Genomic DNA, 23,462 nt, shown 5'->3' on the forward strand with positions numbered 1-23,462 from the left:
CCGATGGCAGCATCAAAAATGGGGCATCCGTCGCTGCCGAGCCATCCAGATGAAGATCTTCAGAATTCTGCTGCTGTCCCTGGGGTGTACCCTCTTGAATACACAGGCCTTCGCCAATGAGGAAGAGGCCACCGATCCCGCCTCCTCCGCCGTCCAGCCGGGATTCGCCTATCACGCACTGGATCCGGACATCATCACCAACTACCTTGGCGACGGCAAAACCCTCGGCTATGTACGGGTGACGGTAGAGCTGATGGCCACGGACGCCGCCGACCTCAAGTTGCTGGAGCAGCACGACCCCCTGATCCGCGACGCCATCATCCGGCTGATTGGCAGCAAGACGGGCGCACAGATCAAGTCCCTGGTGAACCGGGAAGAGCTGCGCAAGGAGTGTGAGGCCAAGGTCAACGAACTGCTGGTCAAGGAGACGGGCAAGAAGGCGGTCCGCGAGCTCATCTTCACCAAATACCTGTACCAGTAACCACACCGGGAGGGGTCCTGCCCCTCTCACCCGTTGCATTCACTGTCGAGGACGTCATGGGTCACAAGACGCTGTGTGAGTGGCGCCGTCACGAGATCCCCGCCGATCTCAAGACGCTGCGCAAGATTGTGCGCAAACCCAAATTCGTGTGTGGCAAGTGTGCCCGCAGCGCCAATGACAAGGATTACCTGTGCCAGCCGCTGCGGCTGAAGCATAAAGAAGGGTAGGTACCTCTTCTCACGAAGAGGTTCACGCAATATTTCAGAAGAGAGAGGAAGGCTGATTTATTGATCAGTCCAGCCATGGCGACCCTGTTCAAACAGGCGACGGGCCTGCACGTCGTTGGGACAGACGCCGCGATACTCCTCTCCCGACCGTCCTGCCAGATAGAGATGCTCGGGTCGGCAATACCAGGCCAGCCCCTTCTGGCGACCCAGCTCCCAAAGGGCAACGTCCACTTTTTCCCCGCACTGGGTCTGGTGAAAAGCCACCCGATGGCCAGCAAAACCGAGCTTGCCGTCCGCCTCTCCCACGTCGCTCCACACCTTCTCGCAAGGGTCGTCGGAGTTGGAAACACAGCCCCCGAGCAGGGCGGCACAAAACATGATGACGAGTGAGCGCATATTCATCCTTGGCGTCGTTGGAATCGTTGTTGAGCCGCTGCCTGCCTCGTACAGCGTCATTTGAGCAGTTCATTCTAACCAGCCCGCCCCGTTCTCACCAAGGGCTGCCCCCCTCGCCACACAAAAAATCGGGCGGGCACCAGGCCCGCCCTCAGGCGTTACAGGGAGTCACTGATCGTCGAGAGGGTCATAGTCCTGCCAGCTCTCGTCATCCAGCTCCTCCAGCTCGTCTTCCCAGGATTCCGGCTCCCAGTCATCATCGAGATCGAAATCAGGCGTCTGCGTACCCATGCTCATTCTCCTTGGATAGTGCACCGGCCTACAAAGTCTATCCAGAATAATGGGGCTCGCCAGTGGTTCCGATCAGAGCTTCACCAGGGTGCAGCCAGCCACCTGGAGTCATGGCTCCGGTGACATCCACGCTCTGCTCCAACCCGGTGACAGACCGGGCGAACACGTCGGCTGGCAGTTCCCGCGCAGGGCGACGGGGCACCGACCTGGTCTTCGGTCACAACGCCTTGAACATGCTTGCCTCGCCCTGTCGTGGCATCGCTCCTCAGGTGCTCTGACGCTTTTGCAATTGAAAATCCAGGGCGAGGCTCATGCCGGCCACCTCCTCTCCCGCCAGTTGGCGCAGGATCAGCTCCGCCGCCTCCCTGCCCATCTGGTGATAGGGGATCCTGACCGAAGTCAGCGCAGGATGACAGGCGCGCGCCACATCCAGATCGTCGAAACCGGCGATGGCGAGCTTGCCCGGCACGCTCAGATGGCGGCGCTGGCATTCGAACAGCACCCCGGCCGCCAGCTCGTCGTTGACGCAGATCAGCGCATCCAGTTCGGGCCAGCGCAGCAGAAACTCCCCCAGCATGGCCGCCCCCGTGCTAAAACTCGGCAGCTCAGAGGTGTTGATGATGGCGTCCGGGGAGAGGTAGTTGTCCAGCAGCGCCTTCTGCCAGCCCTGCATGCGCTGCTGCAGCATCCACTGCTCCTGGCGGGCACAGAGAAAGCCGATGTTGCGGTAGCCGCGCTCGATGAGGTGGCGGGTCAGCTGGTAGCCGGCATCGAAGTTGGAGACCCCGACGTTCATGTCGATGGGATGGCGCGCCATGGCTCCCACCTCCACCACCGGCAAGCGGGCCGCCTGCAGGCGCTGCCGGATGACCTCCCCGGGATCCCCCCCAAACAACACCACGGCGGCCGGATTGTGCTGCAGGAAATTGCTGAGCAGGCTGGCCTCCTGCTGCTTCAGGTGCTGGGCATCCCCCAGCATGATCTGGTAGCCCTCGGCGAGCAGGGTCTGCTGCAGCCCGGCAATCATGTCACCGCAGGCGCGCTCCGCCAGGCTGGGGACGATGACCACTATGGTCTGGGAAGTGGCGGAAGCCAGCGCCCCCGCCGCCCGATTGGGGATATAGCCGAGTTCATCCACCGCCGCCTCGATGCGCTCTCGCATCTTGTCGGACACCAGCTCGGGGGTGCGCAGAGCGCGCGACACCGTCATGGCTCCCACCCCAGCCAACTGGGCCACGTCGTTGAGGGTCACCCGACCCGTGCTGCGGCGTTTTTTCGCTTCTGACATCCTTTCCCTTCCTCGGCATGCGGGCATTCACTTTAAGGCAAAAGCGGGGCACTGACTATTTGCTCAAACCGGATTTTACCTTCTTTGAGGCCGATAAGGGGCAGGATGAATCCCTTCTGTGAGAGAAATGATAGCGCTATCACAGATCAATGTTAGCGCTATCTGGTAGCGCTAACTTTCGGGATCAAGCTCACAGTTATCAAGAGGCAAGATCGCTAGATTGGCGCCATCCTATCCAGCCCGGACACTGCCATGCTGACCCAATTGCTGACCGAGGAGGTCATTTCCATCGAAGCGGGCGCCCGCGACTGGCGCCACGCCATCGAGCTGGCCACCGCCCCCCTGCTGGCCAACGGCACCATAGAGCCCTCCTATGTGGCGGCGCTCTATCGCTCCCACGAGGAGCTCGGCCCCTACTACGTGCTGGGACCGGGCCTGGCCATGCCCCACGCCCGCCCGGAAGACGGCGTCAACCGGTTGGGACTGGCGCTGACCGTGCTGAAGGAGGGGGTCAACTTCGGCTCCGAGGGCAACGACCCGGTGCGGCTGCTGGTCACCCTGGCCGCCAGCGACAGCAACTCCCACGTGGAGACCATCGCCCGGCTGGCCGAGCTGTTCATGAATGAAGAAGACGTGGCGGCCATCATGGCGGCCACCAGCAAAGACGACATCTTGCGCATCCTGGCGCGTTATTGAGTGGCGCCCTGCGCCCGACAGAGGAAGAGAACATGAAGATTCTGGTTGTATGCGGACACGGCCTGGGCACCAGCCTGATGATGGAGATGAGCATCAAGAGCATTCTCAAGGAGCTGGCCGTGACGGCCGAGGTGGATCACCGGGATCTCGCCTCCGCCGGCAGCGAGCGCGCCGAGATCTTTGTCGCCACCCGCGACATTGCCGAACAGCTGGTCAGCATGGGGGTCGACGGCCGGCTGGTATCCCTGGACAACATGGTCGACAAGGCCGCCATGAAAGAAAAACTCGCCATCGCCCTGCGCGAGCTGGGCGCACTCTAACCCCTTTGCGACTGTCTGGGCGGCCGGTGAGCCGCCGCTTCCATCTGCTTGGAGCTGACCATGGAATTTTTCAATTTTCTGATGTTTGACGTGCTGTCGGAGCCGGCCGTGCTGGTTGGCCTCATCGCCCTCATCGGCCTGATCGCCCAGAAGAAACCTGTGACCGAGTGCATCAAGGGCACGGTCAAGACCATCATGGGCTTCGTCATCCTGGGGGCCGGCGCCACCCTGGTGGTGAACTCGCTGGGCGACTTCGCCACCATCTTCCAGCACGCCTTCGGCATCAAGGGGGTGGTCCCCAACAACGAGGCCATCGTCTCCATCGCCCAGCAGTCGTTCGGCAAAGAGATGGCGATGATCATGTTCTTCGCCATGCTGATGAACATCCTGATCGCCCGGCTCACCCCGTGGAAGTTCATCTTCCTGACCGGTCACCACACCCTGTTCATGTCGATGATGGTGGCGGCCATCCTCTCCGCCGGCGGCATGAGCGGCATTCCGCTCATCGCGGTGGGCAGCCTGGTGGTCGGCGTGACCATGGTGCTGTTCCCGGCCCTCGCCCACCCTTACATGAAGCAGATCACCGGCTCCGACGATGTGGCACTCGGCCACTTCTCCACCTGCTCCTACGTGCTGGCCGGCTGGATCGGCGCCAAGTTCGGCAACAAGGCCCACAGCAGCGAAGAGGTGCAGGTGCCCAAGAGCCTGCTGTTCCTGCGCGATACCCCGGTGGCCATCTCCTTCACCATGGGCATCATCTTCCTCATCACCTCCGCCTTCGCCGGGCCCGAGTTCGTCGCCAGCGTCGCCAAGGGCAAGCACTGGTTCATGTTCTCCCTGATGCAGTCCATCACCTTCGCCGCCGGGGTCTACGTGATCCTGCAGGGGGTACGGATGGTCATCGCCGAAATCGTGCCGGCCTTCAAGGGGATCTCCGACAAGCTGGTGCCCAACGCCAAGCCGGCGCTGGACTGCCCCATCGTCTTCCCCTACGCCCCCAATGCGGTGCTGATCGGCTTCCTGTCGAGCTTTGCCGCCGGTCTGGTGGGCATGGTGCTGCTCTATCTACTGGGGCTCACCGTCATCATTCCGGGGGTGGTACCGCACTTCTTCGTCGGCGCGGCGGCCGGGGTGTTCGGCAATGCCACCGGCGGTCGTCGCGGCGCCCTGCTGGGAGCCTTCGCCAACGGCCTGCTGATCACCTTCCTGCCGGTGTTCCTGCTGCCGGTACTGGGGGATCTCGGCTTTGCCAACACCACCTTCAGCGATGCCGACTTCGGCGTGGTGGGGATCCTGCTCGGCCTCATCGTACGCTGATCACTCTTGCCCATCGGGGGCATGGCCGACGGTGCCATGCCCCCGCTCATCCTCCCGTACTGCCAGCCGGGCCCCACCAGCCCAAACAACGTCGAAAATATGTGCAAACACAGTGCGTTGGATCGGATTTTCACCCCATAGCGGCAGCATCTGACAGGGGAGTACGATATGCTGATGCGCTGACGTTCAACCCGACCTCGCTCGAGGCCCTTTCCATGAAATACCTGGTAGTACAAACCAAACAGATAGGAGATGTGCTGATCTCCACCGCACTGTGCAACAACCTCAAGCAGCACGACCCTGCCGGGGAAGTTCACTATCTGGTCATGGATTACTGCGCGGGCATGGCAGAGGGAAACCCCAACATCGATCGATTGATCGTCATCGAGAAGGCGCGCCGCAACGAGTGGCGCTACATGAAGGATTTGCTGCTGGGCATTCGCCGCGAGCGCTACGATGTGGTGATCAACAGCCAGGGCCAGATGATAGGCCTGCTGACCTGCCTCTTCTCCGGCGCCCGCCTGCGGATCGGCTTCGACTCTTTCCCATGGCGCCTGGGCCACAACCGCATCGTGCGCTTTCGCCATGACACCGAGCATCAGGGCAACAGCACCCTGGTGGACGACCGGTTTTCACTGCTCAAGCCGCTCAAGCTGGCCAGCGAAGATCGCAACTACTACCTCTGGCTCAGCGACGGGGAGAGACAACGGGGGCGCGAGACCCTGCTGGCCGCTGGCGTCGACCCGACCCGGCCACTCATCGCCATGGGGGTCAACTCCCTCGGTCACTACAAGCGCTGGCCCATCGACTGCTTCGCCGAGGTGGCGCGCTGGCTGATCGAGCAGCACGACGCCCAGATCCTGATCTACTGCGGGCCGGGGGAAGAGGAGTACAACCGCAGCCTGAAGCCGTTACTGCCAGCAGCGCTGCAGGCCAGCGTGTTTGACCATGTTCAGACCCGCTCGGTACGGGAACTGGTGGGGCTCTTCGCCCATTGCCAGCTGTTTGTCGGCAACGACACTGGCCCACGGCACATGGCGCAGGCCATCGATCTGCCGCTGCTGACCATAGTGGCCCCAGGCGGCGACAAGATCATCGCCAACCCGGTGAACCACCCCCGGTATCAGGCCATCGATATCTTCGACGCCAAGGGGGCGGATTATCAGTTGCCGACCCAGGAGAAGGACTTCTTCGATGAAGCCCTGTTCCGCTCAATTACACCTGAGCTGGTTATTCAGCGGCTAGCGGCTCTGCTTGCTCAGTCACGGACAGCAGACTAGCTAGCGCCTCGCAGACGGCCCGGTCATCGACATTGTTCATGTCGGCATTCAGGCCAGGGGAGTCGCTAAACAGGATCCGGACCCGCGGCGTGCTGGTCGGCAACCACTGGTTGAACGTCTCACCATGGCGCGGATAGATAGCCACCAGCGGCTTCTCCAATCCGACGGCGATATGCACTATGGCGGTGTCCACCGACAGCACAGCCATGCACTGCTGAACACAATAAATAGCATCATCTATGGTTTTTACGCCATCCAGCAGCATAACATTGCTAGCCGCGCTAGCTCTGAGCATGGCCTCCGCCGCAGCATAAGTTGCGGGTGAAGAGAGCACTCCGAAGCGATAGGCAGCGAACTCGGTTGCCAAGGTCTTCAACAACTCAACCATCTTGGCGTGCGAGAACGACTTGTACTGAGTGCTGCCGAAGGGGTTGATGAGGATGAGGTCATCACAGGCCGAGGTCACATTCCCCTTCTCTGCCACTGGGATCATGTACTTCTGATCTACTTCTTTCGCACCCAGCAGTGACAGCAGATAGCGATATTTATCCTGGAACAGCATGCCCGCCGTCGCCTCGGACAACTTCACATTGACACGTCCGATACTGTCGTCGAGGGAGGCAACATTGGTCGACGAGAGTTTGTGCAGGAGATATAGATCCTTCATCTTCATCCCCTCGGTGAGATGTATCACCAGATCGACATGGGGAATGGCTGACACCATCTTGCCAATAGCACCGTAGCCGGGTCGCTTGTTGATCTCGATGACCTCATCAACCCCGAAACAATCCCGATACAGGCTGGCCAGGGCTGGGGTCGTGATAACCGTCACTTTCTTGTTGCCCGGCAGTTTTTTTAGCTCCCGGAAGAAAAAGGAGGAGATAAAGGAATCCCCCAGCTTGGCATCCCAGCGAACCACCAAAATATGCTTGATATCCCCCTGGATGCCGAGTGGCATCTTCTTGTCAAACAAGAGAATACCCAGGGCTCTGCGCACCCGATCACGTAATAGCTGTAAATAACCGATCACTATCGAACCTCGTCATCGGTCACATGAGGACCATAGTTACGATCATCGATCGTGGTATCGAACAGACCGACATCCATGCAGCAAGGCTCAACACCCGAGGCCGTCAGACCGTTGAGTTGCAAGCGGCCTGTCAGATAATCGGATGGCATCCGAATGGGGTAGGCCTTGCTCAGCAGTTTCTTGGCGCCAGACAGAGTCAAGATATATCCTGCCGTCGATATGATGCCTCGCTTGGAGTTCCGGCTCGGGGAGATATATTTGGCAAGACGATACCCTTCCGGCATCTTCTTCATCCATGGCCAAGACTTCACCTTGCCATGGTACAAGAAAATAATATCTGACTGGCAAGCAGACATGGCCTTCGACACTATGGCCTTGAAGTGGCTGTGCAGATAGATGTCATCCTCCAGCACGACACAGTGCTCTATATTCTTGGCAACCATCATCTCATATATGCGGATATGGCTCATGGCACAGCCAACCTCACCCAAACTCAGATCGTGACCACAAAACTGTCTGGCCATGAGGAAGTCCACGTTTTTCAACTCATCTTCTGAGAGTTTTTTACCATCAACGGCATCAAAGAAAACAAAATCGACAGCACGGCTGCTCATGTGCTTCTCAATAAAGGCGCGTCGATCATGGCTCCTGGCCAAACTGATCACGAAAACTGGAATCATGATATTTTATTTTCCCTATCATACTTTATTTCTATCGCACACCAGCAGAACACCAAACTCAGCACATATATATACAACGTGTTCTGATGTTCAAAAGGCACATCACTTAATGCACTGATGGCAAAGGATAGAGGAATCACTGCGTATGGAGTTCCCCATCCTTTTCTTTCTATGATAATTTTCATTGGGTAGAATATGAAAATAATCAGTGCCAATAGACCCACAATTCCTCGAATAATCAGATTCTGCATATACTGGTTATGAGCATGAGCCAATGCAGAATCCAATACTAGGGGTGAGATCAGTCCTTGCGACACCTGCTGTTCTTTGACGGATCTGAACCCATCCGAGCCCACACCTATCAGTGGTGCATCCAAAAAACCTAACCAGGCACTCTTCCAAGCCACAACGCGCAGTCCCCACGAAGACCCGTAAGAACCCACGCTCATTTGATTTATATCTGATGCTGCAGCAGAAATTCTATCTTGAACAAGTGTATTCGTATGATAGATCACACCAAGACACATAATAAACAGTAATGCTATGGCACTATATTTCCATGGTTTGAAAATAGCTTTATACAGTACAAGGTAACTAATAACGACACCCAATGCCAACCAGACACCACGACTTTGTGAAAGATAAAGTGCAAGTATAGAACACCCAAGTGAAATGAGAGAAAACACTTTCACCAATGGATATCCTCTAGATTTAACAAATACGCACCAATTCAGAATGACCAATGTCAGTGCTGCTTGAGAAAACAGGATTGCATTGGTGAAGCCTTCAACTCTGACAATACCATCTAAATGCTGCCAAACACTCAAGGCTCCTAACCCAACACCACCCATCAGGATAGATATAGCCCCCAGAGTCAACAGTATTTTCTTGCGCGGCATAACCAAAGAAAAAACCGCCACATATAATAAATTTCGCATGACTCCGTATTGGTCACCATGAATCATTCTATTCAGCATGATCACGGCACCGTAGAATATGAAGACCCAGATCAGGCGGCGATCGATAAAGAATACATCCTTGTTTCCTCCAACAAAGTAGTTCAACAGGCCAAAGAGACCCGACACCACCAGCAAGTTGGAGAGGATGCTCTGGCCAGGAGGGACCAGAAACAACCCACAGAAGGCAAACATTATGGTTAGTGCATAAACAGTGGTCGTTGCTCTATCGAGCAGTTCGTGAGGCTTAATAGACATCAATACTTATTTCCTGAATACATAGTTGCCACGGATCTTGCGCCACAGGCCGAACATGTCGGTGCGGGGGAAGATGGCGATCCGGCGGATCTGGAACGGATCCCGGTGCATGGCTCTGGGGCCGCTGTTGGTGGCCACAGCATAGCGATAACCGGCGGCAACGGCCTGGGCTTTTGCACTGTCGTTCAGATCCCCGTAAGGATAGGCAAACGAGATCAGGGGATGGCCGAGCAACTGCTCCAGCCAGGCCTTGTTGGCCTGGATCTGGTGGGCCTGCTCCTCTGGGGGGAGCGTACTCAGGCGGGGGTGAGTCAGGGTATGGCCCCCGATCTCCACATGACCGGAGGCCACCAGCGCCTTGATCTCCTCCGGGGTCATCAGGGTCACCGGGGTATCGGGGTGGGTCGGGTGCTCCACATCCCAGCGATTGTGATCCTCACCGGTCACCACATAGACCACCGCCTTGTAGCCATACTTTTCCAGCAGCGGCAGCATGCGGGTGAGGTTGTCCCGATAGCCGTCGTCCACGGTGATCATCAGGTACTTCTTGCCGTATTGCAGCCGGTGGATGAACCCGTTCTCCGCCAGGTCGGCAAATGTCAGCGTCTCGTAGCCCAGCCACTTCATCAGCTTGAGGTGCTTCTCGAACATGGCGACCGGGAGCCAGGTGCCATGCACTCCCTTTTCGCTCTCGTGCTCGATGAAGCGGTGATACATGATGACCGGCATCTCCCGGCGCAGAGTCTCGACCACGGCATCCTGATAGACGGATTCCAGCCCGGTCACGACGCCTTGCAAGTCATACTCTTGCAGGATCCGCTGGCGCACTGGGTCTGGCACCACCTTGGAGGCCAGCGCCGAGGGGATCTGCGCCTTCAGCCCGGCAAAGTCGATGGCCAGATCTCTGGGGCCGATGTCGCCGAAGTTGCTGGCAAGCGCTTCGTCCAGATTCTGCTCAGTCACCAGACCGATGGTCCTGGCTTCGCCGATGGCAAACGCCGGACGACCGCACAGCAGCGCCTCCATCGCCACCCGACCGGCACCGATCACCAGATCGCAGCCCGCCATCAGGGCGGGCACATCGTCCACATAACCGACGAAGTCGACCTTGTCCTGAAAACGCGCAAAACGCACCGGCACCTGGGTGCCGCTGACGACGCGCACCCGACAGGCTTCCAGATCCAGCACCTCGTCCAGCAGCCGGTAGCAGAGCTCCCCCTTGGGACCGCTCAGCCGGCCTATGATGGCGATCACCGGTTTGTCGTTGTCCGGTATCGGCACGGGCTGGAACTTGTCGGTCTCGATGCCGTTGCGCAGCACCTGCACCATGGCCGGGTCCACCCCCAGGTTGTCGATGATCTGGCTGGCGATATCCTCGCACACCGCCACCGCCCGATAGCCCAACGCATGGAATGCCTTGCGGGAGGCGTGTACCGGCTGGCGCCCGTGCACCGTGGTGATCATGGGGGTTCTGGTCAGCTTGCAGGCGACGTAGCTGCTCCAGCCCGAGGCGCGCGAATGGGCGTGCACAAGCTGGATCCTGTGCTTGCGGATCAGATAGATGAGATAGAAGACGTGCCAGAAGCGGCGCAGGATACTGCGCTTGTTGAAGCGCAACCGAAAGACCGGCCCCAGAGTCGGCTTGGTCAGGGTGTCAGAGACGTAGAAAACCTGGTGGCCACGGCGGGTCAGCTCGTTGCCGACCGTGGTGGCATAGACCTCCGCGCCCGTCACTTCGAGCTGGGAGAGAGCCATCAATATGTTCATGCAAGCGCATCCGATCGACGGGTGGCCAGAGCCACCCGCCAGAGGGGTATCAAGCCCGGTTCAACCAGGCCATGTAATCGGCCACGCCTTCGGCCACAGTCTTGAACTCGCCGTCATAGCCGACGCCGCGCAACTTGGTGAGATCCGCCTGGGTGAAGCTCTGGTAGCGACCCTTGAGGTGATCCGGGAAGGGAATGTATTCGATGGCGCCTTTCTGGTGATGCCTGATCACGGCTTCCGCCACGTTCTGGAACGGCTCAGCCCGGCCGGTGCCGCAGTTGAAGATGCCGGAGTGCTGAGGATTCTGCCAGAACCAGAGGTTCACCTTGCAGACGTCGTCCACGTAGATGAAGTCGCGCATCTGGCCGCCATCCGGGAAGCCGTCACAGCCCTCGAACAGCTTGGGATTGTCACCCTGCTTCACCTGGGTATTGAGGTGGAAGGCCACGGACGCCATGGAGCCCTTGTGCTGCTCGCGGGGACCATAGACGTTGAAGTACTTGAGACCCACCACCTGGGAGTTGATCTCCGGCATCCAGCGACGCACGTACTGATCGAACAGCTGCTTGGAGTAGCCGTAGACGTTGAGGGGCTGCTCGAACCTCGGGTCTTCGATGAAGTTGTCGTTGCGCCCGCCATAGGTCGCGGCGGAAGAGGCGTAGATGAAGGGGATTTCCCGTTCGATGCAGTAGTGGAACAGATCCTTGGAGTACTCGTAGTTGACCTCCATGATGAACTTGCCGTTCCACTCGGTGGTCGCGGAGCAGGCGCCTTCGTGGAAGATCACCTCGATGCCGTCATCCCACTCCTCGAATTCGTCACCGGAGACGATCCGCGCCTGGAACTCGTCCTTGTCCATGTAGTCGGCGATGGTGAGGTCGACCAGGTTGACGAACTTGGTGCCGTCGGTCAGGTCATCGATGACCACGATATCGGTCCGTCCTTGAGCGTTCAGCTGCTTGACCAGATTGCTGCCGATAAAGCCAGCACCGCCAGTTACTACGATCATGGAGTTTGCCTCGCGTACGTTGTGGCCCCGTGTGACTGCCTGTTAAAGCTGTGTATAGTGGGCCAATTTGAAATTGCCGAAAAGTTTATCACGGGCCGCAAGGGGATTCGACCTCGATGACTTTTCCCCTTCGGGCCCGGCAGAGGGACCAGCGATGAAGACCAGAGACAGGATCATCCACAGCGCCACCGAGCTGTTCAACGATCAGGGCGAGCGCAACATCACCACCAACCACATTGCCGCACACCTTGGCATCAGCCCGGGCAACCTTTACTACCACTTCAGAAACAAAGAAGACATCATCCACTCCATCTTCGATCAGTACGCCCGCCACCTGAGCGACAGCTTCACTCCGATCCGCAGCAGCGAGATCCGGCTGGAGGATCTGATGGGCTACCTGGATGCCATCTTTTATTTGATGTGGCAGTTCCGCTTCTTCTACGCGAACCTGCCGGACATCCTGAGTCGCGACGAGCTTCTGCAGCAGAAATACCTCAAGGCACAGGAGCAGCTCCGTGCCACCGTGGAGACGCTGCTCAGAAGCCTGCGCGAAGGCGGTATCATCGCCGTCAGCGATGAAGACCTGCCGGATCTCGGTCAGACCATCAAGATGGTCGTCACCTGCTGGATCCCGTTCCAGATCGCCCAGGCCCCGGCCACCCGCATCACCAAGCCCCTGCTCTACCAGGGGGTCTTGCGGGTGCTGTTTTTGCTGCGCCCCTACGTGCAGCCACAAGTGGCCCCCCAGATACATCAACTGGAGCAACATTATCTCCAACTGGCCCAACCAGCCGGGTGAGATCTGTTTCACAATTGTTGATTATCAGCATAAAAATTTGAATTTATACGCAGGGATTACAGTAAAATGTTGCCCATTCTAGGGTCTGTCGGCGTTTCGTCGCGACCGTGACAACGCCGAACCATGCGGGTTGCACGGCCCGGGATCCTGATAACACAGTCGATACAGCAATGAGGACCGAGGATGTCTAACGGATTCTATCGTCACCTGACCGAACAGCTCGAACAGGTCAAGGCGGAAGGGCTATACAAGCAGGAGCGCATCATCACCTCGGCCCAGCAGGCCCAGATTGCGGTGGGCGGCGAGCAGGTACTGAACTTCTGTGCCAACAACTACCTGGGGCTGGCCAACCACCCCGACCTGATTGCCGCCGCCCATCAGGGGCTCGAGAGCCACGGCTTCGGCATGGCCTCCGTGCGCTTCATCTGCGGTACCCAGGACCAGCACAAGGAGCTGGAGCAGAAGCTGTCCGCCTTCCTCGGCACCGAAGACAGCATCCTCTACTCCTCCTGCTTCGACGCCAACGGCGGTCTGTTCGAGACCCTATTCGGTGCCGAAGACGCCATCATCTCCGACGCCCTCAACCATGCCTCCATCATCGATGGGGTGCGGTTGTGCAAGGCCAGGCGCTATCGCTACGCCAACAACGACATGGCCGAACTGGAAGCCCAGCTCAAGCAGGCCGATGCCGACGGCGCCCGCTTCAAACTGATCGCCACCGACGGTGTCTTCTCCATGGATGGCGTCATCGCCGACCTCAAATCCATCTGCGATCTGGCCGACAAGTACGATGCGCTGGTGATGGTGGATGACTCCCACGCCGTCGGCTTCATCGGTGAGAACGGCCGCGGCACCCACGAATACTGCGAGGTGATGGAACGGGTCGACATCATCACCGGTACCCTGGGCAAGGCGCTGGGTGGCGCGTCCGGTGGCTACACCTCCGGCAAGAAAGAGGTGATCGACTGGTTGCGTCAGCGCTCCCGTCCCTACCTCTTCTCCAACTCCCTGGCACCCTCCATCGTCTCGGCCACCATCAAGGTGATCGACATGCTGGCCGAGGGTCACGACCTGCGTGCCCGCCTCAAGGAGAACAGTGCCTACTTCCGCGAGCGCATGAGCGCCGCCGGCTTTACCCTGGCCGGTGCCGATCACGCCATCATTCCGGTCATGCTGGGGGATGCCAAACTGGCCGCCGAGATGGCGAGCCGCATGCTGGACGCCGGTATCTATGTGGTGGGCTTCTCCTTCCCCGTGGTACCCAAGGGTCAGGCGCGCATCCGGACCCAGATGTCCGCCGCCCATACCCGGGAGCAACTGGACAAGGCGATCGATGCCTTCATTCGCATCGGTCGCGAGCTCGGTGTGATTTGATCACATGGCTGGCTGATTAAAACGGGGGCCAAGGTTGGGCCCCATTTTATTACCCTCTGTACCCGGCATGGCGCCGTGAGGAATCTGTCATGAAAGCACTCTCCAAACTCAAATCCGAAGTCGGCATCTGGATGACTGATGTCCCGGCTCCCGAGCTCGGCCACAACGATCTGCTCATCAAGATCCGCAAGACCGCCATCTGCGGCACCGACATGCACATCTACAACTGGGACGAGTGGGCCCAGAAGACCATTCCCGTCCCCATGGTGGTGGGGCACGAGTATGTGGGAGAGGTGGTCGCCGTCGGCCAGGAAGTGCGCGGCTTCGCCATCGGCGATCGCGTCTCCGGCGAAGGCCACATCACCTGCGGCCACTGCCGCAACTGCCGTGCCGGTCGCACCCACCTGTGCCGCAACACCATTGGTGTGGGTGTGAACCGCCCGGGTTCCTTCGCCGAATACCTGGTGATCCCGGCCTTCAACGCCTTCAAGCTGCCGGACAACATCCCCGATGAGCTGGCCGCCATCTTCGATCCGTTCGGCAACGCCGTGCACACCGCCCTCTCCTTCGATCTGGTGGGTGAAGACGTGCTCATCACCGGCGCAGGCCCCATCGGCATCATGGCCGCTGCCGTCTGCCGTCACGTTGGCGCCCGTCACGTGGTGATCACCGACGTCAACGAATACCGGCTGGAACTGGCCCGCAAGATGGGCGCCACCCGTGCCGTCAACGTAGCCAAGGAGAAGCTCTCCGATGTCATGGAAGATCTCGGCATGACCGAAGGGTTCGATGTGGGGCTGGAGATGTCCGGGGTGCCCAGCGCCTTCCAGGACATGATCGACAAGATGAACCACGGCGGCAAAATCGCCATGCTCGGCATTCCTCCCTCCACCATGGCCATCGACTGGGGCAAGGTGATCTTCAAGGGACTCTTCATCAAGGGGATCTACGGCCGCGAAATGTTCGAAACCTGGTACAAGATGGCAAGCCTCATCCAGTCTGGCCTGGATCTCAGCCCCATCATCACCCACCATTTCCATATCGATGACTTCCAGCAGGGCTTCGAAGCCATGGGCTCCGGCAAGTCCGGCAAGGTGATCCTGAACTGGGATTGAGGACACGCGAGGGGCGCCTGGGCAATCAGCGCGCCCTATTTTGTTCAGCCTCACGAAACCCGGCGCATGCCGGTTTTTTTTATGTGGGATCACCCCTTCCCGCTCTACCACTTTGTTTGCAGATTGCTTAACACTTCACACACAAGCGTTTAAATGGCTGTAACTATTCGGTTATAATCCCGTCGTTTTCTGGGGATAATAAGAGCCTGCTGGGAGTACATGAGCGTGTTGAAAAAACTGAGCTATTTGCTGGCTGCCGGGATGGCGGCCGCCACTCTGTCCGGCGCAGTCCTTGCCGCCGATGACATGTCGACAGAGGCCATCGCCGAGCGTATTGCCCCGGTTGGCCAGGTTTATACCGCCAAGGATCTGGAAGGCATTGCGACCGCCGCGGCCGCGCCTGCGGCAGCCTCCTCCGGCCCCCGTGACGGCGAAACCGTGTTCAAGGGTGCCTGCTTCGCCTGCCACGATACCGGTGCCGCCGGCGCCCCCAAGCGAGGTGACAAGGCCGCCTGGGAGCCACGCATCGCCCAGGGCTTCGACACCTTGCGCAAACACGCCATCGAAGGCTTCACCGGCAAGGCTGGCATGATGCCACCGCGGGGGACCTGCGCCAACTGCAGTGACGAAGAGATCGAGAACGCCATTCACTACATGATCGACAAGCTCTAAGTAATTGAAAGGGCTCCTCTTGCAGCCCTTTCAATCCCATCACTTCCGACTACGCTTGAAGGTAAGTTTTTTCGGGAGTGTTGCATGTCAGTTCAGCCCACCACACCGCCAGACTCGCACTCCTTGCTGGCGGTCGTCTCCTCCATCATGGATTTCCCCGCCCCCGGCATTGCCTCCCCCGAGGATTACGCCCGACTGGTCGGTCTGCTGGACACACTCTGCCCTCTGCAACATTTCGCCATGCTGGGGCTGGCCGACGGGGGGCTGAACTGGCGCTACACCTATCAGCTTCCCGACGTGTTCAAGCAACAATTGGGACGGGAAGAACCTCGCCTCACCGAACAGCTCACCCGGCTCGATGAAGGTCAGGGCTGGTGCGTGCAGCCTGTGGAGCATATCGACGTGCAGTGGTTGCTGGCACGCAGCACCCCGGATCAGGCACCCACCCTGAGGCTGCTGTTGGAGTGCCTGGCCAAACGACTGCACGAAACCCAGACCGGTACTCAGCTGGCGGGGCAGGCCTCCCCTCTCATGCAGCGGGATCCCCAGTGGCAGGAGAAAATCGAGAAGATCGGCCGAGTGATGCGCCTGGCTCACAACCTGCCTCAGCATGCCCTGTTTGCCCAGTTGGAAGCTGTGTTGCGCCAGATGCTCTCGGTCAGCGACATGTTGCTGATCCGGCTGGAAAACCAGCGACTGGAGCGACTCTATCCACCACACCTGACATACGACGATGACATCATTCGGGCCATGTGCCACAGCACCAACAGCGTAGAGCGCCATGAAGAGGGGCTTTACTGGTACAGCCTGCCCCTGCGCCAGCAGCAGCAATACTTTGCCCACCTCATCCTCAACATGACCCGGCCTCTGGAAACCGATGACAGGCTGTTCCTCGATTTCCTGCGCCATCAGCTGACCCTGTTGCTGGAGCTCAAAAGGGTGCGACAGCAACTCGATGAGCTCAACTCGGAGGAGTCCATCAACCAGCGCCTCCAACAGCTGCGCCAAACCAACCTGAGGTTGCAGAAACGGCTCAAGCATCATCAGGAGCTGGAGCGGCGGCTCCAGTTCAATGCCCTGCACGACCCGCTGACCCAGTTGCCAAACCGGGCGCTGCTGATGAATCACCTGCATCATGCCATGACCCGCTACCGCCGCTACCAGACAGCCGGCTTCACCCTGATCTTCGTCGATGTGGATCACTTCAAGCAGGTCAATGACGCCTTGGGCCACAGTGCTGGCGATCAGTTGCTGCAGGAGCTGGGCAGCAGGCTGCAAGGCTGCATCCGGCAAAATGACATGGTGGCGAGGCTCGGAGGGGACGAATTCGTCATCTATCTGGACAACAGCCAGCGGGAAGAGGACATCAGCCCCGTGCTCAATCGCCTGATTGGCCGTATCGGCCATCCGTTCCGGATCCAGGGCAACGAACTGACCATCACCGTCAGTCTGGGGGTCGCCAGCGTGACGGAGCAAACGGCCGATGTCAGTGAACTGCTGCACCAGGCAGACCTCGCCATGTACCAGGCCAAGCGCAACGGTCGCAGCCGCATCGTCATGTATTCGGAGGCCTGTACCGAACAGGCGGGGTCACCGGAAGAGCGGCTCTTCAGAGCCTTGCGGGAAGGGCGGATTGTGCCCTACTTCCAGCCGGTGATCAGGCTGTGTGACAGCCGCCTGGTCGGACTGGAGGTGATGGCGCGCTGGATAACGGAGGAAGGGGAGCTCAAGGATGCATTCGACTTCATTCCTCTGGCGGAACAGTGCGGCCTCATTCAGGATCTGGACCGCCAGATCCTCAAGCGCACCTGCCAGCAACTGAAGCTTTGGCAGCCCGCCTCCGGGGTCGGTCGTTTCAGGATAGCCATCAACCTCTCCGGCAAGCACCTGGCCAGCCACGAGCAGATCATGCAACTGCTCACCATCATGGAGGAGGAGGGTGTCATCCCCGCATGTTTCATCTTTGAGTTCAACGAACGCGAGCTCTCCCGGCAGAGTGCCGACTCCCTCACAGCCTTGCATGAACTGAGGGCGAAAGGGATCCAGGTCAGCCTGGATGACTTCGGCACCGGCTTCTCTTCTCTCAACGCCCTGTTTCACTTCCCAGTGGATTACATCAAGGTGGACGACAGCTTCACCCATCGCATGTTGAACTCACCCAAGGATCTGGCGCTGATCCGCGCCATGCGGGACATCTGCCAGGACCTCGACTTCACCCTGGTGGTCGAGGGGATCGAAAATCAGCAACAGTTGCAAAAGCTCATCGAGCTTGGCTGCGCCCTCGGGCAGGGGCGCCACATCTCCCCCCCGCTGCCGGGAGCCGATATTCCCCCCCTGCTGGGTCAGGCCGCCCGAGAGGCCAAGCCTTCCGGCCTCAATCCTTCTTGAACAGGGCCCGCAGGTTGGCGACACCAACCTGCCCCTTCTGCTGGCGCTCCTCTGCCGTCACCTTCTTCTGGTTTTCCCACTCCAGGTCATCCTGGGGCAGCTCCAGCAGGAAGCGGCTCGGCTCCGGCCGCACCGACTCGCCAAACTGGCGACGCTCCTTGCAGAGGGTAAAGGTCAGCTCGGTCTGGGCCCGGGTAATCCCCACGTAGGCGAGGCGTCGCTCCTCCTCCACGTTGTCCTCGTCGATGCTGGTCTGGTGCGGCAGTAACCCCTCCTCCATTCCCACCATGTAGACATAGGGAAACTCCAGTCCCTTGGAGGCGTGCAATGTCATCAGCTGCACCTGATCCGCCTCATCCTCCCCTTCGTTGCGCTCCATCATGTCCCGCAGGGTGAGGCGAGTCACCACCTGAGCAAGCGTCATCGACTCCTCCAGCTCATCCCCCTCCAGCATCTCGCTGATCCAGCGATAAAGGGTGGAGACGTTTTGCATCCGCATCTCCGCCGCCTTCGGACTGGGGGAGGTCTCATAGAGCCACTCCTCATAGTGGATCTCCTTGATCATGTCCCGCACCGCCTCCACCGGATTGCCGCGCAGCGCCTGATCGCCGAGCCGTACCAGCCAGTTGGTGAAGGCCTGCAAGGCGGATAGACCGCGCCCGGAGAGGTGTTGCTCCAGCCCCAGCTCGAAGCTGGCGGCAAACAGGCTCTTGCCGCGCTGGTTGGCGTACTGGCCCAGTTTTTCGAGGGTGGTGGGGCCTATCTCGCGGCGCGGCAGGTTGACCACCCGCAGGAAGGCAGTGTCCTCGTCCGGGTTCACCAGCAGCTTGAGGTAGGCCATGATGTCCTTGATCTCGGTGCGGGAGAAAAATGAGGTACCGCCGGAGATACGGTAGGGAATGCGGTTGGTCATCAGCGCCTTCTCGAAGATGCGCGACTGATGGTTGCCCCGGTAGAGGATGGCGTAATCCTTGAAGCGGGTGCGGTTCATGAACTTGTGGCCCATCAGCTCGGCGGCGATGCGCTCCGCCTCGTGCTCCTCATTCTTGGCAAACAGCACCTTGAGCTTCACCCCTTCATCGAGCTCGGAGAAAAGCGCCTTGTCATAGACGTGGGGGTTGTTGGCGATCAGGATGTTGGCGCACTTGAGGATGCGCCGCTTGGAGCGGTAGTTCTGCTCCAGCTTGATGAGCCGCAGATTGGGGAAATCTTCGTTCAGCAGCACCAGGTTCTGCGGCTTGGCACCGCGCCAGGAGTAGATGGACTGGTCGTCGTCCCCCACCACGGTGAAGCGGGCCCGCTCGCCGACGATCTGCTTCACCAGCTCGTACTGGCTGGTATTGGTGTCCTGGTATTCATCGACCAGCAGGTAGCGGATCTTGTTCTGCCAGCGCTCGCGCACCTCCTGGTTGCTCTTGAGCAACAGGGTCGGCATCACGATGAGGTCGTCGAAATCCAGCGCGTTGTAGGCCACCATCTGGCGGTGGTAACGCTCATAGAGCTGAGCCATCAGCACCTCTTCCGGCCCGCGGGCGATGCGCATGGCCCGGGCAGGCAGGATGAGGTCGTTCTTCCAGTTGGAGATCTGGCTGATGAGGGCCGAGAGCTTGTCCTTGTCGTTGTCGAGCTCTGCCTCGGTCAGCTCCTTGAGCAGCGCCAGCTGATCGGTGTCGTCGAACAGGGAGAAGTTGACCTTGAGGTTCAGGCTCTTGTGCTCGCGGCGAATGATCTCGAGCCCCAGGGTATGGAAGGTGGAGACCATCAGCCCCCGCGCCTCCTTGCGACCCAGGGTCTGACCGACCCGCTCCTTCATCTCCCGCGCCGCCTTGTTGGTAAAGGTGACCGCCGCTATGTTGCGTGCGTTGTAGCCGCACTGCTGCACCAGATAGGCAATCTTGTTGGTGATGACGCGGGTTTTGCCCGATCCGGCACCCGCCAGCACCAGGCAAGGGCCGGAGACATACTTGACCGCTTCGTTCTGATTGGGGTTGAGCTTCATGGGCCGGATCTCTTGGCTTATGATGAGGGGCGGCATTGTAGCAGAGATCCCGCGGGCAGCCGAAACCGGGCACGGGGTCCCGCCACTTCATCTTGTGTTTGCCCGCCATTTTCCGGATCATGACCGACTTTTCCAGACGAGATGAGGGGAGCATGAATCAGCAACAGCACGCCCGGCTGCGCGGCCAGTTTCCGGCCTTGGCGCAGGAGGTGAACGGCCACCCTCTGGTCTATCTGGACAACGCCGCCACCACCCAGAAACCGCAAGCCGTGCTGGATGCGATCAATCACTACTATCGGGCCGACAATGCCAACGTGCACCGCGCCGCCCATGCCCTGAGCGGCCGGGCCACACGCGCCTTCGAAGATGCCCGTGAGACGGTTGCCCGCTTTATCAATGCCTCTCGCAGCCACGAAGTGATATGGACCCGTGGCACCACGGAGGCGATCAATCTGGTGGCACAGAGCTGGGGGATGAGCGAGCTGAGGGCGGGGGATGAAATCGTGCTCAGCACCCTGGAGCATCACGCCAATATCGTCCCCTGGCAGCTGGTCGCCCAGCGTACCGGTGCCGTCATCCGGGTCATCCCCCTCGATGAGCGGGGCGATCTCGATCTGGCCGCCTATCACGCCATGTTGGGGCCACGGACCCGACTGGTAAGCGTGGCTCACGTCTCCAATGCCCTTGGCACCGTCAATCCAGTCAAAGAGATGGTGGCAGCGGCCAAGGCGGTCGGGTCCCTGAGTCTGATCGACGGTGCCCAGGCAGTGGCTCACCTGGAGGTAGATGTGCAGGCCATAGGTTGCGACTTCTACGCCTTCTCCGGTCACAAGCTCTATGGCCCGACCGGCATCGGTGTGTTGTGGGGCCGCACCGAACTACTGGAGCGGATGCCGCCCTGGCAAGCGGGAGGCGAGATGATCGACAGGGTCAGCTTTGCCGGTACCACCTTCAACACCCTGCCCTTCAAATTCGAGGCAGGCACCCCCCATATTGCCGGCGCCATCGGCCTGGCCGCAGCCATCGACTTTGTGATGAAGCAGGACAGGGACTCACTGGCCAGCCATGAAGCAGCGCTGACCGACTATCTGGTTGCCGGACTGCAACAGGTGCCGGGGCTGCGTCTGGTCGGCGAACCCGGCCAGCGCGCCGGCGCCGTCTCCTTCCTGCTGGAGGATATCCACCCGCAGGACGCCGCCACCCTGCTCGACATGCAGGGCATAGCCCTGCGGGTCGGCCATCACTGCGCCATGCCGCTGATGGAATCGCTCGGTGTCGGCGGCACGATGCGCGCCTCGCTGGCCTGCTACAACAATCGGGACGATGTCGACGCCCTGCTGGCCGCCCTGCACAAACTCCGTGATTTCTTCTAAGGCAGACAATCCAATGAACAGCCTCGCAACCTATACCCCCATAGGCCTTGAGCCCGACGCAAATAGCATCCGTCAGCAGTTTGCGGCAGCAAACGGCTGGGAGAACCAGTACCGGCTCATCATCCAGCTCGGCAAGCTGTTACCCACGCTACCCGGCGAATGGCAGCAGGAGGCATTTTGCCTCAAGGGGTGTGAGAGCCAGGCCTGGCTGAAGGGGGAGAAAGGTGAGGATGGTAACTGGCACTTTGCCTGTGATTCCGATGCCCGCATCGTGCGGGGCCTTATCGTCATCGTGCTGGCCGCACTCAACCACCAACCTGCAGCGGCGATCCACTCCTTCGACATGGAGGGCTATTTCAGCGAACTGGGGCTTGAGAAACATTTGAGCCCGTCGCGGGGCAACGGGCTCAGAGCTATCGTGTTGGCAATCCGGGAGCAGGCTGTCTAACCCGCCTTGTGCAGTAGTCGATCAGGCTTCGCCAATCGACCCTGCGCCTTCATTTCCGGCCTCTTTCTCGGCGCGGGCTCCCCGCTCGGCAATCTTCTTCAATACCCGGGACGCGGCAACCAAGCCAAAGGTGGCCGTCACCGGCGTCACGGCACCGAAGCCGGAGGCGCAATCCATCTTCATATTGCCGTCGCTGGCCGCCTTGGCCTGGCAAGTGCCGCCATTGCCATCCGGATAACTCAGCTGCTCGGTTGAGAAGACGCACTCCACCCCGAATTTGCGCGCCGGATTCTTGCTGAAGTTGTGCAGTCGGCGCAGGTCGGAGCGCACCTTGGCGGCCAGCGGATCCTGAATGGTCTTGGCCAGGTCGGCCACGGTGATCTGGGTCGGGTCCATCTGCCCGCCGGCACCGCCCGCCACGATCACCGGGATCTTGTTGCGCTTGCAGAAGGCAATCAGCGCCACCTTGGCCTTGACCGAGTCGATGGCATCCACCACATAGTCAAACTCCCGCTTGATATGCTCGCCCAGGTTGTCGGCGGTGACGAAGTCATCCACCTCGATCACCTCGCAATCCGGGTTGATGGCACGGATGCGCTCGGCCATCACCTCCGTCTTGAGACGGCCGACCGTGCCCTGCATGGCATGGATCTGGCGATTGGTGTTGGTGATGCAGATATCATCCATGTCGATCAGAGTGATCTGGTTGATGCCGGCCCGAGCCAGCGCCTCGGCCGCCCAGGAGCCGACGCCACCGATCCCGACCACGCAGATTTTCGCCTGGCTGAAGGAGCCAAGGGCACGCTGGCCATAAAGACGGGCTATGCCCCCGAATCGCTGTAGATACTCTGCTTTCATACCATCACCTTGCTTGAGGGCGGCCATTATAGCGGCAACCGCCGTCAGGGGCGATGATCAGATGATGGCGATGTTGATGTAAGGGGAAATGAGTGCTGTCTCGGGAACGAAAAGAAGCCCAGTCGTTAGACTGGGCTTCTTGAGTAGTGGCGGAGCGGACGGGACTCGAACCCGCGACCCCCGGCGTGACAGGCCGGTATTCTAACCGACTGAACTACCGCTCCGCATTCGGTTAGCTTTCGCTAAATCTTTTGCTGCTTGTTGTGAGGTGTCATCCTCGCAGCCGGTCATGTGATTCTTCACATCACCGTTTAATTGGGTGCCTGGCAGTGTCCTACTCTCGCATGGCGAATGCCACACTACCATCGGCGCTACAGCGTTTCACTTCTGAGTTCGGCATGGGGTCAGGTGGTTCCACTGCGCTATTGCCGCCAGGCAAA

The 23,462-nt window shown here is 59.6% G+C and carries 23 protein-coding genes, 1 tRNA gene and 1 rRNA gene; 13 read left to right on the plus strand and 12 right to left on the minus strand.

Annotated features, from left to right (window positions below; all coding sequences use genetic code 11):
• Positions 1 to 49 precede the first annotated feature (49 nt).
• Both C3418_RS10860 and C3418_RS10865 read left to right on the plus strand, forming a co-directional pair.
• Positions 50 to 481, plus strand: coding sequence for a flagellar basal body-associated FliL family protein (locus tag C3418_RS10860; RefSeq protein ID WP_010672440.1), 432 nt, complete (start codon positions 50 to 52; stop codon positions 479 to 481).
• A gap of 56 nt (positions 482 to 537) precedes the next feature.
• Positions 538 to 708 (plus strand): hypothetical protein, encoded by a 171-nt coding sequence (locus tag C3418_RS10865; RefSeq protein ID WP_010672439.1) that lies wholly within the window; start codon positions 538 to 540, stop codon positions 706 to 708.
• 57 nt (positions 709 to 765) lie between these two features.
• Here the strand turns inward: C3418_RS10865 and C3418_RS10870 are convergent, their stop codons facing one another.
• The 3 genes from C3418_RS10870 to C3418_RS10880 form a co-directional block, all read right to left on the minus strand.
• Entirely contained in the window at positions 766 to 1,110 is a 345-nt protein-coding gene (locus C3418_RS10870; RefSeq protein WP_103858494.1) for a DUF2799 domain-containing protein, read from the minus strand.
• A 162-nt stretch (positions 1,111 to 1,272) separates the two neighbouring features.
• Positions 1,273 to 1,395, minus strand: a complete 123-nt coding sequence (locus C3418_RS24700) for a hypothetical protein (RefSeq protein ID WP_010672437.1) — start codon at positions 1,393 to 1,395, stop codon at positions 1,273 to 1,275.
• 265 nt (positions 1,396 to 1,660) lie between these two features.
• The gene (locus C3418_RS10880; RefSeq protein WP_039041139.1) at positions 1,661 to 2,683 is read right to left on the minus strand and encodes a LacI family DNA-binding transcriptional regulator; all 1,023 of its coding nucleotides are present in this window, start codon (positions 2,681 to 2,683) and stop codon (positions 1,661 to 1,663) included.
• Positions 2,684 to 2,935: 252 nt separating this feature from the next.
• On the opposite strand from C3418_RS10880, the gene C3418_RS10885 reads away from it, so the two are divergent.
• The 4 genes from C3418_RS10885 to C3418_RS10900 all read left to right on the plus strand — a co-directional run bounded on the left by C3418_RS10885 (position 2,936) and on the right by C3418_RS10900 (position 6,296).
• On the plus strand, positions 2,936 to 3,379 hold the full coding sequence (locus tag C3418_RS10885) for a PTS sugar transporter subunit IIA (RefSeq protein ID WP_103858482.1): 444 nt from the start codon (positions 2,936 to 2,938) through the stop codon (positions 3,377 to 3,379).
• 32 nt (positions 3,380 to 3,411) lie between these two features.
• On the plus strand, positions 3,412 to 3,699 hold the full coding sequence (locus C3418_RS10890) for a PTS sugar transporter subunit IIB (protein ID WP_026142047.1): 288 nt from the start codon (positions 3,412 to 3,414) through the stop codon (positions 3,697 to 3,699).
• A 60-nt stretch (positions 3,700 to 3,759) separates the two neighbouring features.
• Positions 3,760 to 5,016, plus strand: a complete 1,257-nt coding sequence (locus C3418_RS10895; protein ID WP_103858483.1) for a PTS ascorbate transporter subunit IIC — start codon at positions 3,760 to 3,762, stop codon at positions 5,014 to 5,016.
• A 215-nt stretch (positions 5,017 to 5,231) separates the two neighbouring features.
• Positions 5,232 to 6,296, plus strand: coding sequence for a glycosyltransferase family 9 protein (locus C3418_RS10900; protein ID WP_103858484.1), 1,065 nt, complete (start codon positions 5,232 to 5,234; stop codon positions 6,294 to 6,296).
• Here the strand turns inward: C3418_RS10900 and C3418_RS10905 are convergent.
• Genes C3418_RS10905 through rfaD form a run of 5 tightly spaced genes read right to left on the minus strand, consistent with a single transcriptional unit; the run spans position 6,247 to position 11,996 of the window.
• Positions 6,247 to 7,326 carry a glycosyltransferase family 9 protein gene (locus tag C3418_RS10905; RefSeq protein ID WP_103858485.1) on the minus strand — a complete coding sequence of 360 codons (1,080 nt, stop codon included), beginning with the start codon at positions 7,324 to 7,326 and terminating at the stop codon, positions 6,247 to 6,249. The two genes, C3418_RS10900 and C3418_RS10905, sit on opposite strands and share 50 nt — an antisense overlap.
• Positions 7,326 to 8,006 (minus strand): glycosyltransferase family 25 protein, encoded by a 681-nt coding sequence (locus C3418_RS10910; RefSeq protein WP_103244030.1) that lies wholly within the window; start codon positions 8,004 to 8,006, stop codon positions 7,326 to 7,328. The genes C3418_RS10905 and C3418_RS10910 overlap by 1 nt, the downstream gene beginning before the upstream one ends.
• Complete coding sequence (locus C3418_RS10915) at positions 8,003 to 9,220, minus strand: O-antigen ligase (RefSeq protein WP_103858486.1); 1,218 nt, start codon at positions 9,218 to 9,220, stop codon at positions 8,003 to 8,005. The genes C3418_RS10910 and C3418_RS10915 overlap by 4 nt, the downstream gene beginning before the upstream one ends.
• Before the next feature lie 6 nt (positions 9,221 to 9,226).
• Positions 9,227 to 10,987, minus strand: coding sequence for a polysaccharide deacetylase family protein (locus C3418_RS10920; RefSeq protein WP_103858487.1), 1,761 nt, complete (start codon positions 10,985 to 10,987; stop codon positions 9,227 to 9,229).
• Positions 10,988 to 11,036: 49 nt separating this feature from the next.
• Positions 11,037 to 11,996, minus strand: coding sequence for an ADP-glyceromanno-heptose 6-epimerase (gene rfaD / locus C3418_RS10925; RefSeq protein WP_039041134.1), 960 nt, complete (start codon positions 11,994 to 11,996; stop codon positions 11,037 to 11,039).
• 154 nt (positions 11,997 to 12,150) lie between these two features.
• Here rfaD and C3418_RS10930 point away from each other — a divergent pair, with 154 nt between their 5' ends.
• The 5 genes from C3418_RS10930 (at position 12,151) to C3418_RS10950 (ending at position 18,344) form a co-directional block, all read left to right on the plus strand.
• Complete coding sequence (locus C3418_RS10930) at positions 12,151 to 12,795, plus strand: TetR/AcrR family transcriptional regulator (RefSeq protein ID WP_052815559.1); 645 nt, start codon at positions 12,151 to 12,153, stop codon at positions 12,793 to 12,795.
• A gap of 183 nt (positions 12,796 to 12,978) precedes the next feature.
• A complete protein-coding gene (locus tag C3418_RS10935) occupies positions 12,979 to 14,169 on the plus strand; it encodes a glycine C-acetyltransferase (protein ID WP_052815560.1) in 1,191 nt (396 codons plus the stop codon).
• 89 nt (positions 14,170 to 14,258) lie between these two features.
• A complete protein-coding gene (gene tdh, locus C3418_RS10940; protein WP_010672427.1) occupies positions 14,259 to 15,284 on the plus strand; it encodes an L-threonine 3-dehydrogenase in 1,026 nt (341 codons plus the stop codon).
• 219 nt (positions 15,285 to 15,503) lie between these two features.
• Positions 15,504 to 15,956, plus strand: coding sequence for a cytochrome c5 family protein (locus tag C3418_RS10945; RefSeq protein ID WP_181023089.1), 453 nt, complete (start codon positions 15,504 to 15,506; stop codon positions 15,954 to 15,956).
• Positions 15,957 to 16,040: 84 nt separating this feature from the next.
• Positions 16,041 to 18,344, plus strand: a complete 2,304-nt coding sequence (locus tag C3418_RS10950) for a bifunctional diguanylate cyclase/phosphodiesterase (protein WP_103858488.1) — start codon at positions 16,041 to 16,043, stop codon at positions 18,342 to 18,344.
• On the opposite strand, the gene rep is transcribed toward C3418_RS10950, so the two are convergent.
• Entirely contained in the window at positions 18,331 to 20,343 is a 2,013-nt protein-coding gene (gene rep / locus C3418_RS10955) for a DNA helicase Rep (RefSeq protein ID WP_103858496.1), read from the minus strand. The genes C3418_RS10950 and rep overlap by 14 nt on opposite strands.
• A 152-nt stretch (positions 20,344 to 20,495) precedes the next feature.
• On the opposite strand from rep, the gene C3418_RS10960 reads away from it, so the two are divergent.
• The gene (locus tag C3418_RS10960) at positions 20,496 to 21,716 is read left to right on the plus strand and encodes a cysteine desulfurase (protein WP_103858489.1); all 1,221 of its coding nucleotides are present in this window, start codon (positions 20,496 to 20,498) and stop codon (positions 21,714 to 21,716) included.
• 13 nt (positions 21,717 to 21,729) lie between these two features.
• A complete protein-coding gene (locus C3418_RS10965; RefSeq protein WP_181023090.1) occupies positions 21,730 to 22,164 on the plus strand; it encodes a SufE family protein in 435 nt (144 codons plus the stop codon).
• A gap of 21 nt (positions 22,165 to 22,185) precedes the next feature.
• Here C3418_RS10965 and tcdA read toward each other — a convergent pair whose 3' ends face one another.
• The 3 genes from tcdA to rrf form a co-directional block, all read right to left on the minus strand.
• Positions 22,186 to 23,022: a tRNA cyclic N6-threonylcarbamoyladenosine(37) synthase TcdA gene (gene tcdA, locus C3418_RS10970; protein WP_103858491.1), complete on the minus strand. Its 837-nt coding sequence runs from the start codon at positions 23,020 to 23,022 to the stop codon at positions 22,186 to 22,188.
• Positions 23,023 to 23,169: 147 nt separating this feature from the next.
• Positions 23,170 to 23,246, minus strand: a tRNA-Asp gene (locus tag C3418_RS10975).
• Positions 23,247 to 23,343: 97 nt separating this feature from the next.
• Positions 23,344 to 23,458, minus strand: a 5S ribosomal RNA gene (gene rrf / locus C3418_RS10980).
• Between the last annotated feature and the right edge of the window lie 4 nt (positions 23,459 to 23,462).

The organism is Aeromonas sp. ASNIH8 (assembly GCF_002919855.1).
GTDB classification, from domain to species: Bacteria; Pseudomonadota; Gammaproteobacteria; order Enterobacterales; family Aeromonadaceae; genus Aeromonas; species Aeromonas caviae.

Coding starts and splice junctions, on each gene's coding strand:
- C3418_RS10960 (WP_103858489.1), top strand. CDS start 20,496: ATGAATCAGCAACAGCACGCCCGGCTGCGCGGCCAGTTTCCGGCCTTG.
- C3418_RS10880 (WP_039041139.1), bottom strand. CDS start 2,683: ATGTCAGAAGCGAAAAAACGCCGCAGCACGGGTCGGGTGACCCTCAAC.
- tcdA (WP_103858491.1), bottom strand. CDS start 23,022: ATGAAAGCAGAGTATCTACAGCGATTCGGGGGCATAGCCCGTCTTTAT.
- C3418_RS10895 (WP_103858483.1), top strand. CDS start 3,760: ATGGAATTTTTCAATTTTCTGATGTTTGACGTGCTGTCGGAGCCGGCC.
- C3418_RS24700 (WP_010672437.1), bottom strand. CDS start 1,395: ATGGGTACGCAGACGCCTGATTTCGATCTCGATGATGACTGGGAGCCG.
- C3418_RS10890 (WP_026142047.1), top strand. CDS start 3,412: ATGAAGATTCTGGTTGTATGCGGACACGGCCTGGGCACCAGCCTGATG.
- rep (WP_103858496.1), bottom strand. CDS start 20,343: ATGAAGCTCAACCCCAATCAGAACGAAGCGGTCAAGTATGTCTCCGGC.
- C3418_RS10865 (WP_010672439.1), top strand. CDS start 538: ATGGGTCACAAGACGCTGTGTGAGTGGCGCCGTCACGAGATCCCCGCC.
- C3418_RS10935 (WP_052815560.1), top strand. CDS start 12,979: ATGTCTAACGGATTCTATCGTCACCTGACCGAACAGCTCGAACAGGTC.
- C3418_RS10945 (WP_181023089.1), top strand. CDS start 15,504: ATGAGCGTGTTGAAAAAACTGAGCTATTTGCTGGCTGCCGGGATGGCG.
- rfaD (WP_039041134.1), bottom strand. CDS start 11,996: ATGATCGTAGTAACTGGCGGTGCTGGCTTTATCGGCAGCAATCTGGTC.
- C3418_RS10965 (WP_181023090.1), top strand. CDS start 21,730: ATGAACAGCCTCGCAACCTATACCCCCATAGGCCTTGAGCCCGACGCA.
- C3418_RS10910 (WP_103244030.1), bottom strand. CDS start 8,006: ATGATTCCAGTTTTCGTGATCAGTTTGGCCAGGAGCCATGATCGACGC.
- C3418_RS10920 (WP_103858487.1), bottom strand. CDS start 10,987: ATGAACATATTGATGGCTCTCTCCCAGCTCGAAGTGACGGGCGCGGAG.
- C3418_RS10870 (WP_103858494.1), bottom strand. CDS start 1,110: ATGAATATGCGCTCACTCGTCATCATGTTTTGTGCCGCCCTGCTCGGG.
- C3418_RS10885 (WP_103858482.1), top strand. CDS start 2,936: ATGCTGACCCAATTGCTGACCGAGGAGGTCATTTCCATCGAAGCGGGC.
- C3418_RS10900 (WP_103858484.1), top strand. CDS start 5,232: ATGAAATACCTGGTAGTACAAACCAAACAGATAGGAGATGTGCTGATC.
- C3418_RS10915 (WP_103858486.1), bottom strand. CDS start 9,220: ATGTCTATTAAGCCTCACGAACTGCTCGATAGAGCAACGACCACTGTT.
- C3418_RS10950 (WP_103858488.1), top strand. CDS start 16,041: ATGTCAGTTCAGCCCACCACACCGCCAGACTCGCACTCCTTGCTGGCG.
- tdh (WP_010672427.1), top strand. CDS start 14,259: ATGAAAGCACTCTCCAAACTCAAATCCGAAGTCGGCATCTGGATGACT.
- C3418_RS10930 (WP_052815559.1), top strand. CDS start 12,151: ATGAAGACCAGAGACAGGATCATCCACAGCGCCACCGAGCTGTTCAAC.
- C3418_RS10860 (WP_010672440.1), top strand. CDS start 50: ATGAAGATCTTCAGAATTCTGCTGCTGTCCCTGGGGTGTACCCTCTTG.